Raw genomic sequence first — 17,209 nt, forward strand, 5'->3', positions numbered from 1 at the left:
TCTTTAGCGCCCCAAAATAAATTATAGAACCTTTATTTTTTTTGCTTTTTCTTTTGATTTAAGAAACATTTTATTTAATATTTAATTAAGTGAATTTTATTCAAAATAATCAAATAAGAAAAAGAGGAGGTTGTAGTCGTAATGAATAAGATTTATAAGGTTGTTTGGAGTAAGGTTCGAAATGCTTATGTAGTAGTTTCGGAAGTAGCAAAAAGTCATAGTAGAAACAAATCACAATCCGGTATGAAGGTAACCGGTGATTTGTTGCGCCTTGCTGTAGTAAGTAGTTTAGTTGTAGGTAGTGCATGGCTTAATCCTATGACAGCTGATGCAACAAACCAATGGGGGGCACGTGTTAATTTTGATAATGATACTACGGCTGTCAGTGGTACTGCAAGAGCAGATGGTAGAGGTGCAGTAGCTGTAGGTACGGCTACCGCAACCGGTGAGGATGCCCTTGCTTTGGGGACTGATGCATCTGCAACCGGTACGGAAACCGTTGCTATCGGTGGTGCCACTTCAGGCTATAATTATGCAATTGCAATGGGGGCTGGTGCTTTCGCCGGTGGTACATATTCAGTCGGCGGCGTAACTCAGAGTGGTGAAAATGCCATTGCTATTGGTCGCTCGGCTTTAGCCTACGGCCTCAATGATGTCGTCGTTGGTGCTAATCAGACGGCTATTGCTCCGACCACCACTGCGTCGGAAGATACGCCTGAGGGAACAGGCCTTAGCTCGGCTCTAGGCGGCCGTGTCATGATTGGCCATGACAATATTGCTTACGGTCGTGCCGGCAACTCGGTTATTGTAGGTTCAAATAACCGATCGAATGCTATTCATGGTATTGCCATCGGCCAGAATGCGTATGCCGGCCAACCTGATGGGAGTACGCTTGCCTATGAAAATACCATGTCCATCGGTACTAATACTCGTTCATACTCTACGGACGCTATCGCTATTGGTAATAATGCTGTTGCCGGTAATACCGATACTAGTAGAACTTCATATGACGGTAATGGTTTGGCTGCAGCTGCCATAGGTTCCGGGGCTAAAGCAACGTCGTTTCATACTGTAGCTATTGGTTCAGGAAGCCAGGCAACCGATATTAGTGCTGCCGCTATTGGTGATGGGGCTCTCGCAAGTGCCACCAGTACGTCTGCTTTCGGGGAGGCTGCTAAAGCTACGTCTGTTGGTTCTCTTGCTGCCGGTGCAGCTTCAGTTGTTAACAATCAATATACGACAGCTGTAGGTAACAGTGCTCAGGCAACCGGATTACGCTCTTTAGCGGTGGGTTTTACTGCTGTGGCCAGTGGTGGTGGCGCAATAGCTCAAGGTACGAATGCACAAGCAACTTCTTCGTATACGATGGCCCTGGGTTATGATACCGTAGCCAGTGCAGGTAGTTCTATGGCCATTGGCTATCAAGCCAAAGCAGTAGGTGGACGAAGTATTTCTATCGGCCGAGAAGCAACTGCAGGTACTGTATCAACCGGACCGGAATCTATTGCTATTGGTTATCAGGCGAGTTCTACGGCAGGTAATGCTATTGCCATAGGTAAAGGTTCTACTATTGATGGTTCGGCTACCACTGCTGTCGCTTTAGGGGATACTTCTGCAGCTAATGCAGTAGGCAGTGTTGCTATTGGTGCTAACTCTGTGGCAAGTCGTGCTGCAGATACGACCGGTGGCGGTTGGAATAATCAGGACAGCACTTGGAGAAGCTGGCTTTCTACAAAAGGCAATGCCGGAACTACTACCGGTGGGGCATGGAATAGCATGTCCGGTGTTGTTTCCATTGGTACTGATGGAGCCAATGGAACTGCGTTGACGCGTAAACTTACCGGTTTAGCGGCCGGTCAGTATGATACGGATGCCGTGAACATGAAGCAATGGACAAATACCATGCTTGCTACTACCGGTGATTTCAAAGACAGTAGCTATACTACTACCTATGGTTCTGACGGCACACCGCGTACAGTTACTAAGCTTTTAAATCAATCGTTGAAGATTACGGGTGGTGTAGATAATACACTGTATTATCAGTCTGATTTTGCGGCTCAACCTAATATCGGGGCTATCATCAGTGATAATACAGTTACACTTCGCCTCAATAAAACACTTCGCGGTTTGGAAACGATTTATTTAACAAATCCGACTACCGGCAACGCCACAACTGTTAGCGGGAATGGCGTTACTATCAGACCTAAATCCGGTAGTAATGTAACTTTGACCACCGCCGGTCTTAATAATGGCGGTAATAAGATAACTAACGTTGCTGCAGGTACGGCCGGTACAGATGGTGTTAACGTCAGTCAATTGAATCAAGCTATTGCCGGTGTTAGCGGTGGCTCCGGTACGACGACTACCGTTACTGTTGAAGGCGGTACGGCAGCCGGTACAAGTGGTACCTATACAGGTAATAATTTACAACTTACGTCAACGACCGGAACAGGTACAGCGACGTATGACTTAAAACTTGCCGATAACGTAACCTTAGGTAGCACAGGCACCAGTGGTACAAATGGTTCCCTTACGGTTAACGGTACAGGCGGCTCTTCTGTAGCTGTTGATGGTGCAACGGGTTCTGTTGCCTTAACCGGTACAGACGGCTCTACAGCTACTATCACAGCCGGTACGTCGGCAAATGATGTGAACGGTAATTCTATTAACCGTATTACAGCAGGTGGACAAACTGTAGCAACCTTGAACGACGGTATGGTATATACCGGCGACACAGGTTCGGCTGCTGTTAAATTAAATAAAACAGTAAATATTGTTGGTGGCGAAACCGATTCATCCAAACTATCTACCGATAATAATATTGGTATTGTGGCCGCTCAAGATGGCGACAATGGCAAATTAACCGTTCGCTTGGCTAAAGATATTACCGGTTTGAATACGGTAGAAGCGGGCGATGCTGTATTAGGTAACCAAGGCGTTGTGACAGCCGGTGGTGTAGCTCAAGACGGCAGCTATGTAACCGGTTTAGACAATACGACTTGGAATGTAACAAATCCTGACATCGTAACCGGTCGTGCAGCGACTGAAGATCAGCTCAAAACCGTAAGCGATGCAGTGACTGCTGTTTCCGACGGTACCAGTGCTAATGCAACCGGTGGTTTTGGCTTGACTGATGATAGCGGTACAGCTGTAAAACAGGACCTTGGCAAAACAATTCAAGTTGCCGGTGACGGTAATGTTACGACTACGGCCGGAGACGGTAAAATTACTGTTGGTTTGAGCAATACTGTTGCGCTTGGCGACAAAGGTACTACCGATGGTTCTATGACTGTTAATGGTGCTGACGGTTCTTCCGTTGCAATTAATGGTTCTAACGGTTCTATCGTAATAAATACAGCTGATGGTTCTCCTGTAACCATTCAGGCAGGAACCAGTGCTAATGACGTAACCGGATCCCCTGTTAACCGTATTACCGTAGGCGGTCAAACTGTTGCAACTCTTAATGACGGTATGAAATACGGCGGTGACTTCGGTACAGTTTCCAATGTAAAACTCAACAATCAAGTAGATGTAAAAGGTGAAGCAGCAACGGAAGCTGATTTGACGACCGGTAACATCGGCGTTGTTTCCAGCCAAGCCGGCGACAACGGTTTATTAACGGTTAAACTTAATAAAGATATCAACTTAGGTTCTACCGGTTCCTTAACTTTTGGTAGCGGCGATAATACGGTAAGCCTTTCTAATAGTGGCCTTAATAACGGTGGCAATAAGATTACCAATGTTGCAACCGGTACAGATGGTACAGATGCTGTTAACGTGGATCAGTTGACCAAGGCTATAGCAGGTGTAAGTGCCGGTGAAGGCAGCAAGACAAATCTTACTGTTGAAGGCGGTACTGCAGCCGGAACCAGTGGTAACTATGCAGGCAGCAATTTGCAGATTACTGAAAAAACCGAAACAACCGGAGCTACGACGTATGATGTGAAGTTGGCGGATACTATTACCTTAGGTAGTGAAACCGACAGTGCAGCCGGTACAGAAGGGACCGACGGCTCTATCACGGTAAATGGTAAAGACGGCTCTTCCGTAGCTATTAACGGTGCTGACGGTTCTATCGCTTTGAATACAGCTGACGGTTCTCCTGTAACCATCCAGGCAGGCACAAGTGCTAATAACTTAGCCGGTAATCCTGTTGATCGTATTACTGTAGGCGGCCAGACGGTGGCGACTATGAGCGACGGTCTTAAATTCGCCGGTGATGACGGTCAGAGTGATACAACTAAAGTTATTCCTAAGACACTTAACGAGCAATTAGATATTGTTGGCGGTGCTGAAGGAGAATTGACGGACAAAAACATTGGCGTCAACAACGTTAACGGCCAGTTAAAAGTTCAGTTAGTGAAAGATGTTGATTTAGGTTCTACCGGTTCCTTAACCTTAGGTAACACGGTTGTTAATAATAATGGCATTACGATTACGCCTGCTACAGGTGACCCTGTGTCCTTGACAGGTTCCGGTCTTGACAATGGTAATAATGTCATCAGCAATGTGGCAACCGGTGTTAAAGGCACGGATGCTGTCAACGTAGATCAGTTGACCAAGGCAATTGCAGGTGTAAGTGCCGGTGAAGGCAGCAAGACAAACCTTACTGTTGAAGGCGGTACTGCAGCCGGTACAAGTGGTAACTATACAGGCAGCAACTTGCAGGTAACTGAAAAAACTGAAACAACCGGTGCAACGACTTATGATGTGAAATTGGCAGATAATATTACTTTAGGTAGTGCTGCTGATAGTGCTGCAGGCACAGAAGGGACGGACAGCTCCATTACCGTAAATGGTAAAGCTGGTTCTGCAGTAGCGATTAACGGTGCTGACGGCTCTATCGCTTTGAATACAGCTGACGGTTCGCCTGTTACTATTAAAGCCGGCACGGCTGCTAACGATGTAAACGGTAACTCCATTGACCGTGTTACTGTAGGCGGTGCGACTGTAGCTACGCTTGATGACGGCATGGTATATACCGGCGATACAGGTTCCGTGACAACAGGCAACACTGTTGTTAATAATGATGGCGTAAAAGTTGGCGATACAGCTCTTACAAGCGGCGGTTTAACAATTACTAACGGCCCGTCCGTAACAACCGGCGGCATCGATGGCGGTAGCAAACAGATTACTAATGTAGCTAGCGGTTATGATGGTGTTGATGCTGATGGTAACCCAACTTATAACAACCTTACCAATGGTGCCAATATCGGTGACATTAAAAATATTACCGATGCGGCTAAAACCGAATTAACTAATGATGGCTTGAATTTCACGGCTGATAGTGGTGATTCCGTACACCGTAACCTTGGTGAAACTTTAAATATTGCCGGTGACGGCAACATTACAACTACCAGTGATGCAACTAACGGTAAAATTACCGTAGGCTTGAGTAATACTCTTTCTGTCGGTACAAGAGGCAAAGATGGTGAAGATGGTAGTGTAACTGTAAACGGTAAAGACGGTTCTTCCGTTGTTATTAACGGTAAAGACAGTTCTATTGGTTTAACCGGTCCTGCCAATGGTGACAGAGCTCCGGGCAAAACTATTACTATAAAAGGCGTTGATGGTATAGATGGTGTTAAGGGTGTAGACGGAAAAGTTGTTGACCGTATCGTAGTAAACGATCAAACAGTAGCCACTTTGAATGATGGCCAGAAGTATGCCGGTGACAATGCTAAGGAAGATGGCACTAATGTCATCGCTAAGAAACTTAACGAACAGTTAGATATCGTTGGTGGTGCTGATGCCGACAAATTAACTGAAAATAACATCGGTGTTAACAACGTTAACGGTAAATTAAAAGTTCAATTAGTAAAAGATGTTAACTTAGGCGATGAGGGTTCATTAAGAGTAGGTAGTGCAGTTTTGGGGAAACAAAAGGCAAGTACAGCAAGTGGTATTTCTCAAACAGGTACTTACTTAACCGGCTTAGATAATACGGCTTGGAATACGACTAACCCTGATGCTGTAAGTGGTCGTGCCGCTACTGAAGATCAACTTAAAGCTCTTAACGATAAGGTAAATACTATTTCAACAAGCACCGGTGGCGGTGAATTTGGTTTGACTGCAGACAGTGGTGATGCAGTTAAACAAAATCTCGGCGAAACAATCCAAATTGCCGGCGATGGTCAGAATATTACAACTACAGCTGATGCTGCTAATGGTAAGATTACTGTAGGTTTAAGTAATAATCTCTCTATCGGTGCAAAAGACGGTTCTGATGGCACAGATGGCGTAGACGGTAAGATTGGTATCAACGGTAAAGATGGTTCATCCGTTGTTATCAACGGCAAGGACGGTTCTATCGGTTTAACCGGTCCTGCCGGTGCTGACGGAACACCTGGTACAACTGTAAATATTAAAGTTGGTCCTAGTGTTGACGATGTAAACGGCTCCCCTGTTGATCGTATTACTGTAGGCGGTAATACTGTAGCTACCTTGAGCGACGGCATGAAATACGGTGGCGACTTCGGTAATACCTCTAAAGTTAAATTGAACAACCAAGTTAATGTAAAAGGCAATGCAACTAACGAAGCTGACTTAACTGATGGTAATATCGGTGTTGTATCCAGCCAGGATAGCGATAACGGTCAATTGTTGATTAAGTTGAACAAAGACTTGAACCTCTCTGATAAAGGTTCCGTAACTATTGGCAACACCGTAATTAACAACAGCGGTGTAACTATCGGTAGCGGTACAAGTGCGGTAAGTCTTACTGATAAAGGCCTCAATAACGGTGCTAACATCGGTAACGTGTACAATATTGCTAAGGGCCAAGCTGAGGCTGCGAAAGCTCAGTCCGGTAAGAATATTACCGTTGATAAAAACAATAAAGTTAACTTGAATAATAATATCACTCTTGGTGATAATACTGATCCGGCGAAACAAGTTAACATCGACGGTAATGGTGCAACCGTGACAGCCGGCAGTGGTGATAACCAAGTTAAGCTGGATGGTTCCAAAGGTCATATTTCCGCAGGCGGTGTTGTTCTTGGCAATCAAGACAACACGGCAGGCGACAGCAATCCGGCAACAGGCAGTTACCTTACCGGTTTGGATAATACTAAGTGGGATGGCCAAAACATTCAATCCGGTCGTGCAGCTACGGAAGATCAGTTGAAAGCGGTTGATGATAAGATTACCGGAGGTCGTGTGTTCGAAGGCGACGACGGTGCTGATAATAAAGTGTCTGTTGGCCTTGGTGATACCTTGAAACTCAACGGTGGTGCTGATGCTTCTAACTTATCCAGCGGTAATATCGGCGTCGTAAAAAATGCTAACGGTGATGGTCTTGATATTAAACTTGTTAAAGACTTAACCGGTCTTGATAGTGTAACAACCGGTAATGCGACTATTAATAATAGTGGTGTTACCATTAAGACGGTAGACAGTGATCGTACAATCACTATTCAGGATAGCAATATCAACATGGGTAACAACGTGGTGAGCGGTGTTGCTGACGGTGTCGTTGCTCCAGGCTCCACCGATGCAATTAATGGTAGCCAACTTGCTCAACGTGACCAGGCTATTAACAACATAGGTGGTGCGGTAAATAAATTAGATAACCGTATTAATAAAGTTGGTGCCGGTGCAGCCGCTTTGGCAGCCCTTCATCCACAGGACTTCGATCCTGATGACAAATGGGATTTTGCCTTCGGTTATGGCAATTATAACGGTGCAAGTGCCGGTGCACTTGGTGCCTTTTACAAACCTAACGAAGATACTACCTTCTCCATCGGTGGTACTATCGGTGGCGGCGAAAATATGATCAACGCCGGTGTATCCTTCAAATTGGGCCAAGGCAATAACGTATCCAACTCCCGTGTTGGTGTGGCTAAAGAAGTGCGAGATCTTCGAGCCGGTATGGCCAAACTTGAAGAATTAGTTAATAATCAAAATGCCGTGATTAATCGTCAAAGTGAATTGATTAATCAGTTGACTGGTCAAAATCCGGGTAGACTTCAGGAAGAAAACAGCGAACTCTTCCCTGATGTGCCAGATAATCATTGGGCTTATGAATATGTGACTAAACTTCATGAACTTGGTATCATCGAAGGTTATCCTGACGGAACTTTCGGTGGCGATCGTATGATGACTCGCTATGAATTTGCAACGATCGTATACCGAGCTATTATGGCAGGTGCTGCTTCTAATGCGGCTCTTAAAGGCGACAATACCTTAAGTCGTTTGGCTAAAGAATTCTCGCCGGAACTCAAATACATCCGTATTGACACGGTAAGAAAAGACAAAGATGGTAATCCAACCATTCAACGTGTCCGTATCGTTCCGGAAAATAAGGATAAATACTAAGAGTTTTGTTTCACTAACGGATTTTGAATAGTACATTAATTAGTTTTTGCGAAATAAAAATAGTGCGTATTGAAGGGGAAAATCTTCAATACGCACCATTTTTTATGCTTTTATAACTTACTTTTTTTAGATCTTGTATAAATTTGCTTTACTTTTTCCGTCACTGCCTCTAATGATTTAATGAATTCCAACTCTGAGAGATTTCTTGAATAGGTTCTATTTCTGTTGCCACCATGTTTACTAATTAATTTTTGTGCATATAATTTTTCAAGGGCATCCCTAACTTGAGAATCAGTATAATGGGGTAATATTTTCATTATATCTTTTTTTGATGAAGAGTGTGTTGGAGAGATAGTGATTACGGCATAGATGTCCTTTTCAATTTGTGGTAAATTTAAAGAATCAATAAGATGTGCAATCCATAGCTTTAGTCTCGTTTCTTCAATGGTAGATTCTATTTCAGGTAATTTAAAGTCATTTTTTTTGACAACATCTATGATTTTCTGACTACCACTGCCGGCTCTTTCTGCAGCCCCCATTTTTGTAAATAATGAAATAAGAGTAGGGTTTCTGGCTATAGACCTGCTTCCAAAGAAAAATTCATCTTTAGTAATTTTCATTTTACCAGGATTCAAGAATTTATAGTATAAATCGTGAACTTCGGCGATAAGTGTAGGATGGCTTGACAAATAATCTGCATGGACAATCATATTTACGAAGGCTTCTCTAAGTGCTATGAGTAACTCCCCGGGAGGTTTTCTGGTGGTTTGGTTATCTAATTCAAAATTTCTATCGATGCTTAGTCTTAACTTTTCCATTACTATTTCATAATAGTTGAATAAATTTAAATTTTCAAACTCTAAGTCTTCCGAGTCTACTCTATCACGCCAACGCTCGGTAGAGCCTCTTTTATCAAAGTAGTCAACGTGGTAGGCTGGGATATAGGATTTAATGCTGTTAAGTTTTCCGAAGAATAATAGTCCTGCTAAGGTTAGTTTTTGCTTTCCATCAACTCTATCGCGTACGAATACATCCATATTACTTAAAAAAGTTGGAATATCCTGAGTATCGAATTGTCTTGATGGTGCACGCTTATGAAGAATTGCCTTATACTTGATAATAGACGTCATATCAAGGTCGTCGATTGTAAAGTTATTAAGTAACTCACGATCTAACTCGTGATTTGTATCTCTTAGTATACTCGATAATTCATCTTTAGTGATTTTATGATCTCCGGAGCCTCTCCTAACGTAAGCATTTGCTAAATGGTTATTCAAATATACAGGTTTGTCATCAAATGGCGCTTCTGGGATTTCACATACAATAATATTTTTGGATTTGTATGATAGAGAAAAAATCGCGTCAGGCGATGTAAATAGGTTGCGACTTACTTTGTCACTACGTGCTGTAGAAATGATATCGTCTATATATTTTTGTGTATTTTCAATTCCTAAAACTTCAAATTCTGGTGAATCGGTAATCCCTAGTACAATTATTCCGCCGTTTGTATTTGCAAATGCAGAATATGTTTCCCAAAAACTTTTGGGGACTCCGTTGGTAGCGGTTTTTACTTCGAATGTTATGTTCTCACCCGCTAATAATAATCTATCTAAATCTTGTGCTGTAATATTCATTGAACCCCCCCGCAATAATTGAATGATGCAATCATTCAATTAGATGAAACACAAATAAACCCCAATAAACTTAAATAACTTTTTGTAATCTAAAGTGCCAAAAAGCCAAGTAATATAAGGAAAACTCAAATTGTTAGTGTTTTAAAACTTTAATAAAACCCAAATAACGACCTAATAAACCCCGATAAAATATTTCCTGTTATGATGTATTAAATGAATGTTAGGTGCTTATAATAATAAGCATTCTATTTTGAGAGGCTTTTGGCCAACTTTATGGAAGTTTCCAGTGATATTTTTAACAGTTCTCTCGTTTCATCGTCTAATATTTTATTACCATTATAAAAATTTATGGAGTCTTTATTATCTAATTCGTCAAAAAGTGTTTGTAGCTGTACTTGTATGTCTCTTTTTCGATTCTCTGTATTTGATATTTTTTTAGTATCTATAAATGTATCGGCAAAGCGTGGATCTAAATCTGCTATGGAACAATTTAAGGCATTAGCTAATTTTTGAACATTAGTTGCATTTGGAGTCGAGCGCATTGCAAAATATCCGGAAATCGTTGATGCTGGAATACCGGTTAGTTTTGATAATTCATTTTGTGTGATATTTGGGGTATACTTCTTTAGATTTTCCGAAATTTGCTTCCTAAGTCCCTTTTCAAATTCATTGAGCGCGTTTCTAGGCATACGAGTCACTCCTTTCTTTAATTATATTTTAACGAATAAAGTCGTTATTTACAAGGAAAAAGAATGAAAACGAGAAAAATCGTTTTATTAATTTATGGCGTATATATAATGACTTTTATGGAGGAAATTCTTTTACTATAAATCTCCTATCTTCATTGGCGAATACCCCAAGATGTGGTAACATAATATAATAATATAGGAATAAATAGAAAGGCCGACACGGATTTTTGACAAGCATTAATCGTGTGGTCTATATAATTCTAATAAACTACGGCAGGAGGAAGAAAATGTCTGCATTTATACCATATTTAGTCGTATTGGGCGTTATCGTCTTGTTTTTCGGAGTCTGTTATTTAGTATTCCGTGACAGCGGTAAGTCTAAAGAAGCTGAAGCTTTAGCCAATGAAAGAGTGAGCAACGGCGATTATTACGAGCGTAAACGTCGTGATCACGGCGCCGCTTACTATCGTGAGGATGCGAAACAGAATAGAGATAATTATAGATCCGGCAGTGCAGTTGGCAGTACCCGTCAAGAAGCAGGCGATGGCCGTCAAGAAACATCCGATAAAGAGATGGCCACCACATTCGTTCCTTTGTCTAATACGCAAATGGAATCCGATTTTCATAATGCGATGACGGAACCGTCGGCATCGCGATTCGGCTCGGCCCATGAGGATTCCTCGGAAGGCAGTTTAAACCGTGACATAGTGTCTGATTTGGACATTACGAAGCCTATGCTTAAAATTCCGACCGAACCGCCAACAGCCGCTTTAGATGACAGCGAATTAACGCGTCGTATTCATCGTGTGACACCGACTGAAGCAACGTCGGAGGAAGTTGCGGCTGATGCAACTCGTATCATTCCGATTGTGCGTGAACATGCAGGTTCTGATGCTACCGCTCATGGCACCGGTCACGGTGCAAGCCATATCGGCTATGGTGAGCCGGACATGTCCGACTTAATTACCCTTGGCACATCGCACTTCATGAGTTCTTTCGGTGCTGTTAGCGCCAGCACTAAAGAACAGGTATTGGATATTACTAAAACGGCTTTCGACCGCTTAGGCATCACCGCCAGTGGTGAATTACATGCCTTGTTGGAAAATATCGTGGTGCAGGAAGCCTTGCTTTGTATGCAAAAAGCTTACGCTACGACACCAACCGTTTGGATGAAGGAAACCGCTATTGAGGCCTTTGTGGACGTAGTACAGCAGCCTAAATCCAGTACGCCGTACCTGGTAGCTTTTGACGCTTTGCGCATCTTGCCGCATTTGCAGCTCGGTCATTTTCAGATTATGGCCTTGGCGTTATTGCTTCAATACTCCCGCAACTCCAACAACTACAGCTTGGAACATTTACAGCATTATGTAGATAAATATATCGAGCCGTTCTTGTCCGAATTGCCACGGGAAGAAGCTATGTATCGTCAATTGGATTACCTTCGTTGCTCCATTCAAGAGCCGGAACGTAATACCTTCTGGGATATTATGGTTCATTCCTATCCGCTCGTATTCGGTTATGCCGGTTTTGACAAAGACGAATTGACCCGTGCTTTGCGCGGTAATTATTTGGATGCTCGCTATGTGGTGAAAAGTGTAAACTCTCCGCTTCTTAAATTAGCGGTTGTTGATGAAGGCTTGGCACCGCGCTACTTCCAGATGGCTCATTTGGATAATCCGGAAATTCAGCAACACATTTTAGGGTTAGCGATGAGCAAACCGGTTGATTTTAACTCTACCGAACGCAAACAGGTATTGGAATACATTTCACCGGTATTGCCTAAAGTGGCTGATATGTATGACTCCATGCCGCTTAGCCATTCCAGCTTGACGCTCTTGGGCCTCTATTTAGGGCGTGCCCATGTGAAAGTAACCATTGGTGAAGAGTTCGATTTGTCCCCTTGGTTCTAAAAAATCCATTGTGTATATGTAAATAACAGATTATAGATGTACTATAATGTATATAAATAAAGCGTGTACCTCCGAGTCAAAACTCGAGGGTACACGCTTTTTTAAAAGCTATATTCGTTAATCGCATTTAAATCCAATAGTTTTACTTTTTTGCCTTCAAATTCGATTATCTTTTCATCCTGCAAGCGGCCCAGTTCGCGGCTTAAGGATGTGCGCGATACATTGAGCACGTCCGCCATTTCCTGACGGTTGTGGGGCAGGCGAATCGGGTTTTGTTTTTGGTAAGTATATAAATCGTCAAAGTAGGCAAAAATTCGTTCGCGCATCCCTTTTAAGGATAAATAGTGAACCTTACGGGTGAGGGCCAAGGCTTTTTCAGACATGTCATGCAACAAATTGGTTAGAATCTGCACCTGGCAGGCATCGCAATTGTTGAATGATGTGGTGAAAGCCGATTTTGGCAAAAACAATACCGTACTGTCCAAGGTGGTTTGGATGGTGGCCGGCCAATTGGGCATGTCCGTGAAAAGAATGGCCTCGCCGAACATGGCAGACGGCGTGAGATCGGTCATAATTGTTCGCTGACCCAAGACGTTTTCGCGGGTCAGGTGAGCATGACCTTTGAGTAAAATGCCAATCCCTTCCATGGGTTCGCCGGCAATGGCGATAAAGCTATTTTTTTTATAATTGGATATAGATAAGTTCGGTGAACTTAAGAAGCGACGCAACTGTTCTTCCGAAAGGTCGCGGAATAAGGGACTGCTGCTGAGCACAGCCAGATATTCCGTTACAAGTTCAGTAGATAATCCGATATGCATAGGAGCCTCCTTAATATAAAATTTTTGTAAATGTTGCCATAGCTACAGTTTTTTACCTATAAGTATACTATACTTTAAATGTAGTCACAAAGTAAACAACTTGCGATAAGTGACAATTTGATTTTGTAATAAGCAAGTATTTTATATTTTTTTACTTTCTTACGAGTGTTAAGAAAGTACAGTGTCGGGAGAGTCCCGAAGAAGGAGGCTATTATGAGTATGTTTTGTTTCCAATGTGAACAGTCTGCAAATCCTGGTGGTTGTACAGTACAGGGCGTATGTGGTAAAACCGCACCGGTAGCTAACAAACAGGATGAGTTGACGTCCGCCTTGATCGGTTTGGCACGTGCTTGTGATGCAAAAGGCGCTTCTGCTAAAGAATACCAATTATTGAAACAGGGCTTGTTCATGTGCGTAACAAACGTTAACTTCGACGAAGAACGTGTTCAAGAATTCATTAATCGCGTAGAAGCAGCTCGTCAAGCAATTGACGCTAGCGCTCAGGACTTCGATTGGGAAGCTCTCTGGGTAGGCGAAGAAGATATCATCTCCTTACGCTCCACTTTATTACTCGGCATGCGCGGTATGGCAGCTTACGCTTGGCATGCATCCGTACTCGGCTATGATGATGCTGAAGTAGATGCTTGGTTCGTAAAAGGCCTCGTTGAATTTGCCAAAGATCACAGCGCTGACGAATGGCTCGCTTTGTTGATGGAATTCGGTCACATCAACCTCAAATGTATGGCCTTGCTCGACTCCGCTAACACTGAAAGCTATGGCACACCGGTTCCGACTAAAGTTTCCTTGACTGTAGAACCTGGTCCATTCATCGTAGTAACCGGCCATGATTTACACGACCTCAAAATGTTATTGGAACAATCCGAAGGTAAAGGTGTTAACATCTATACTCATGGTGAAATGCTTCCTTGCCACGCATATCCTGAACTTAAAAAATATGCGCACTTAAAAGGTAACTTCGGTACTGCTTGGCAGAACCAGCAGAACGAATTCGATGGCGTTCCGGCAGCTTTCTTATTCACTACTAACTGCTTAATGGTTCCTCGTGAATCTTATGAAGACAACATTTTCACCACCGATATGGTAGGTTTCCCTGGTTTGAAACATGTGGAAACTAACGAAGACGGTACGAAAGACTTCTCCGCAGTTATTGAAAAAGCTCTTGAACTCGGCGGTTATAGCGAAGCTCAAGAATTCACCGGTATTAACGGCGGCCACGAAGTAACAACCGGTTTCGGTCATGGTACCGTACTCAGCATTGCGGACAAAGTAATTGATGCTGTTAAAGCCGGCGCTATTAAACACTTCTTCTTGGTTGGTGGTTGTGACGGTGCTAAAGTAGGCCGTAACTACTATACTGAATTCGTAAAACAGACTCCGAAAGACACTGTTGTATTGACTTTGGCTTGCGGTAAATATCGTTTCAACGACCTTGAAATCGGCGAAATCGGCGGCATCCCTCGTATGCTCGATATGGGTCAGTGTAACGATGCTTACTCCGCTATTCAGGTAGCCGTAGCGCTTGCCGGCGCCTTCGAATGCGACGTAAACGACTTGCCGTTGACTTTGGTATTGTCCTGGTACGAACAAAAAGCGGTATGTATCTTGTTAACCTTGTTAGCATTGGGTATCCGCAACATCTATATCGGACCTACTTTGCCAAAATTCTTATCCAGCAACGTATTGGGCATCTTGGTAGAAAAATTCCAGTTACACCCAATTACTACACCGGAAGCTGATATGAAAGCTATCCTTGGCAATAACTAATATAAACATATTATAGATTAATCGTTAAAATAATATAGTTGATAGTTTGCGGTTGTATAGTGATGTCCATCCCGTGATTACTTATGTTTCTCGTTAATTATCAATTAAAATTTCTCATAGCTCCCTCGAAAGAGGGAGCTATTTTTTATATTTTTCTATGCAGTGGGTACTTTTTTGAATAATTCGTTCGTCTGCCGTGTACCTTGCAAACCGCGTAGCAATAGGCTTTATGAGCAAATGAGAATCTTAAAAGAATTAATATGCATAAAAAGTATGACCGTGTCTATTCTATGGAAACAAACTATGGTATAATACAAATTAAGGAAATTCAAGGGTTTACCCTGAATTAGTTTGTGAGAAATGCACAGTGTAGGTGTGATAATGTTTTCTTAGGGAGGATATAAATGAGTAGTATCTTTGAGATTATCGGACCGGTTATGATTGGTCCATCCAGCTCTCATACTGCCGGAGCTGCCCGTTTAGGTAAAATGGCTCGCTCTATTTTCAAAGAGCCCATTGATCGCGTTGATTTAACCTTATACGGTTCTTTTGCCAAAACCTATAAAGGTCATGGTACGGATCGTGCCTTGGTAGGTGGTCTTTTGGGATTTGATGCGGAAGACGAACGCATTCGTGACGCATTTAAAGACGCTGCGGAAGCTAATTTGCAGTATCAGTTCATTGAATCGTCTGAAGAAGGCGGTCATCCGAACGAAGTTAAATTCGATCTTTACAGCAAAGACGGTCATCATATGAGCATTGTAGGTCGTTCCTTGGGCGGTGGCCGTATTTTGGTGACAAATGTAAACAACTTGGAAGTGGAGATTTCCGGTGAAGACTTTACTATTTTGACATTCCATCATGATTGTCCGGGGGTTATTGCTTGGGTAACGAGCCGCCTTGGTCAAGCAAGTGTTAATATTTCGACGATGAAAGTGTTCCGCAAACGTAAGCATTGTGAAGCCGTTATGTTGATCAATACGGATGAACCGGTTGATACACAAGTTATGGCGGACATTCAGAATCATAAAAGTATTTCCTCCGTTATGTATTTTGAACCTTTGGAAAAGGCGGTAGCAGAATGAGTTATTTATATGATACATTAGCCGACTTGGCGCATTTAAGCGATACCCATAATTTACCTATGTGGGAAATTGTAATTCGCGCCGAAATGGAAGCGTCCGGTCAATCTCGCGAAGCCATTGAGAAAGAAGCTTTGCGTCGTATTCAGATTTTTAAAGATTCCGTTGTCAACGGTATTGAAGACCGTAAACGTACGGTGAGCGGTATGTCCGGTGGACAGGCTCACGTTTTGTTGGAACATACGCCGCGCTTAATGAGCCCGACAGCTTATAAAGCCTTAACGTATGCGATTGCGGTTAATGAAGCGAATGCCAAAATGTTCCGTGTTGTAGCCTGTCCTACAGCCGGTTCCTGCGGTGTTATGCCCGGTACGATGTGCGCTGTAGCCGAAGAGTTGAAGCTTGATGATGAGGCTATGTTACGCGGTTTCTTTATGGGTGCCGGTATCGGCAACGTTATTACGAATCAAGCCTGTGTAGCCGGTGCCGTAGGCGGTTGTCAGGCCGAAGTAGGTTCCGCTGCCGCCATGGCGGCCGGTGCCGTGGNNCCGCCATGGCGGCCGGTGCCGTGGTAGCTATGCTTGAAGGCACTACTAAACAGGCTATTAATGCAGTTGCGCTTTGCCTCAAAAATGTATTGGGCTTAGTATGCGACCCGGTTGGGGGTCTTGTAGAAGTACCTTGTGTAAAACGTAACGGTATTTATGCCGTTCATGCCCTTAGTGCCGCTGAAATGGCTATGGCCGGCTTGATCAGCCAGATTCCGGTTGATGAAGTGATTGAAGCCATGGATCGCATCGGTCGCGCGTTGCCAAGCACATTGCGTGAAACCAGTGAAGGTGGTTTGGCTACTACTGAAACCGGTCGTCGCATTGCTAAACAATTAGCGGAAATGTAAGAGTGCGTCATTAAAACGTCTTTATGAGAAAACTCATGAAGGCGTTTTTTTATTGTACGCCGAATAGGCATGACAAA

At 43.1% G+C, this 17,209-nt stretch carries 7 protein-coding genes and 1 pseudogene; 5 read left to right on the top strand and 3 right to left on the bottom strand.

Annotated features, from left to right (window positions below; all coding sequences use genetic code 11):
• Positions 1-141: 141 nt before the first annotated feature.
• Entirely contained in the window at positions 142-8,316 is an 8,175-nt protein-coding gene (locus QZL64_RS02380) for an S-layer homology domain-containing protein (protein ID WP_021840445.1), read from the top strand.
• Positions 8,317-8,426: 110 nt separating this feature from the next.
• Here the strand turns inward: QZL64_RS02380 and QZL64_RS02385 are convergent, their stop codons facing one another.
• Positions 8,427-9,950 (bottom strand): RNA-binding domain-containing protein, encoded by a 1,524-nt coding sequence (locus QZL64_RS02385; protein ID WP_021840446.1) that lies wholly within the window; start codon positions 9,948-9,950, stop codon positions 8,427-8,429.
• 245 nt (positions 9,951-10,195) lie between these two features.
• Positions 10,196-10,639 carry a helix-turn-helix domain-containing protein gene (locus QZL64_RS02390; RefSeq protein ID WP_021840447.1) on the bottom strand — a complete coding sequence of 148 codons (444 nt, stop codon included), beginning with the start codon at positions 10,637-10,639 and terminating at the stop codon, positions 10,196-10,198.
• Between the two features lie 287 nt (positions 10,640-10,926).
• On the opposite strand from QZL64_RS02390, the gene QZL64_RS02395 reads away from it, so the two are divergent.
• A complete protein-coding gene (locus QZL64_RS02395; protein WP_021840448.1) occupies positions 10,927-12,549 on the top strand; it encodes an LPO_1073/Vpar_1526 family protein in 1,623 nt (540 codons plus the stop codon).
• Positions 12,550-12,650: 101 nt separating this feature from the next.
• Here QZL64_RS02395 and QZL64_RS02400 read toward each other — a convergent pair whose 3' ends face one another.
• Positions 12,651-13,367, bottom strand: coding sequence for a Crp/Fnr family transcriptional regulator (locus QZL64_RS02400; RefSeq protein ID WP_021840449.1), 717 nt, complete (start codon positions 13,365-13,367; stop codon positions 12,651-12,653).
• Between the two features lie 213 nt (positions 13,368-13,580).
• Between QZL64_RS02400 and hcp the strand changes: the two genes are divergently transcribed.
• From hcp to sdaAA, 3 genes and pseudogenes are all read left to right on the top strand, one after another.
• Complete coding sequence (gene hcp, locus QZL64_RS02405) at positions 13,581-15,152, top strand: hydroxylamine reductase (RefSeq protein ID WP_021840450.1); 1,572 nt, start codon at positions 13,581-13,583, stop codon at positions 15,150-15,152.
• A gap of 404 nt (positions 15,153-15,556) precedes the next feature.
• Positions 15,557-16,237: an L-serine ammonia-lyase, iron-sulfur-dependent subunit beta gene (sdaAB, locus tag QZL64_RS02410; RefSeq protein ID WP_021840451.1), complete on the top strand. Its 681-nt coding sequence runs from the start codon at positions 15,557-15,559 to the stop codon at positions 16,235-16,237.
• Positions 16,234-17,132: pseudogene (gene sdaAA / locus QZL64_RS02415) on the top strand (L-serine ammonia-lyase, iron-sulfur-dependent, subunit alpha). Before sdaAB ends, sdaAA begins: the two are co-directional and overlap by 4 nt.
• Positions 17,133-17,209: the final 77 nt, after the last annotated feature.

Source organism: Veillonella sp. CAG:933, from assembly GCF_000431435.1.
Taxonomy (GTDB): Bacteria; Bacillota; Negativicutes; order Veillonellales; family Veillonellaceae; genus Veillonella_A.

Excerpts from the sequence above, each read along its gene's own strand:
- QZL64_RS02385 (WP_021840446.1), bottom strand. The coding sequence starts at position 9,950 with ATGAATATTACAGCACAAGATTTAGATAGATTATTATTAGCGGGTGAG.
- sdaAB (WP_021840451.1), top strand. The coding sequence starts at position 15,557 with ATGAGTAGTATCTTTGAGATTATCGGACCGGTTATGATTGGTCCATCC.
- QZL64_RS02390 (WP_021840447.1), bottom strand. The coding sequence starts at position 10,639 with ATGCCTAGAAACGCGCTCAATGAATTTGAAAAGGGACTTAGGAAGCAA.
- hcp (WP_021840450.1), top strand. The coding sequence starts at position 13,581 with ATGAGTATGTTTTGTTTCCAATGTGAACAGTCTGCAAATCCTGGTGGT.
- QZL64_RS02395 (WP_021840448.1), top strand. The coding sequence starts at position 10,927 with ATGTCTGCATTTATACCATATTTAGTCGTATTGGGCGTTATCGTCTTG.
- QZL64_RS02380 (WP_021840445.1), top strand. The coding sequence starts at position 142 with ATGAATAAGATTTATAAGGTTGTTTGGAGTAAGGTTCGAAATGCTTAT.
- QZL64_RS02400 (WP_021840449.1), bottom strand. The coding sequence starts at position 13,367 with ATGCATATCGGATTATCTACTGAACTTGTAACGGAATATCTGGCTGTG.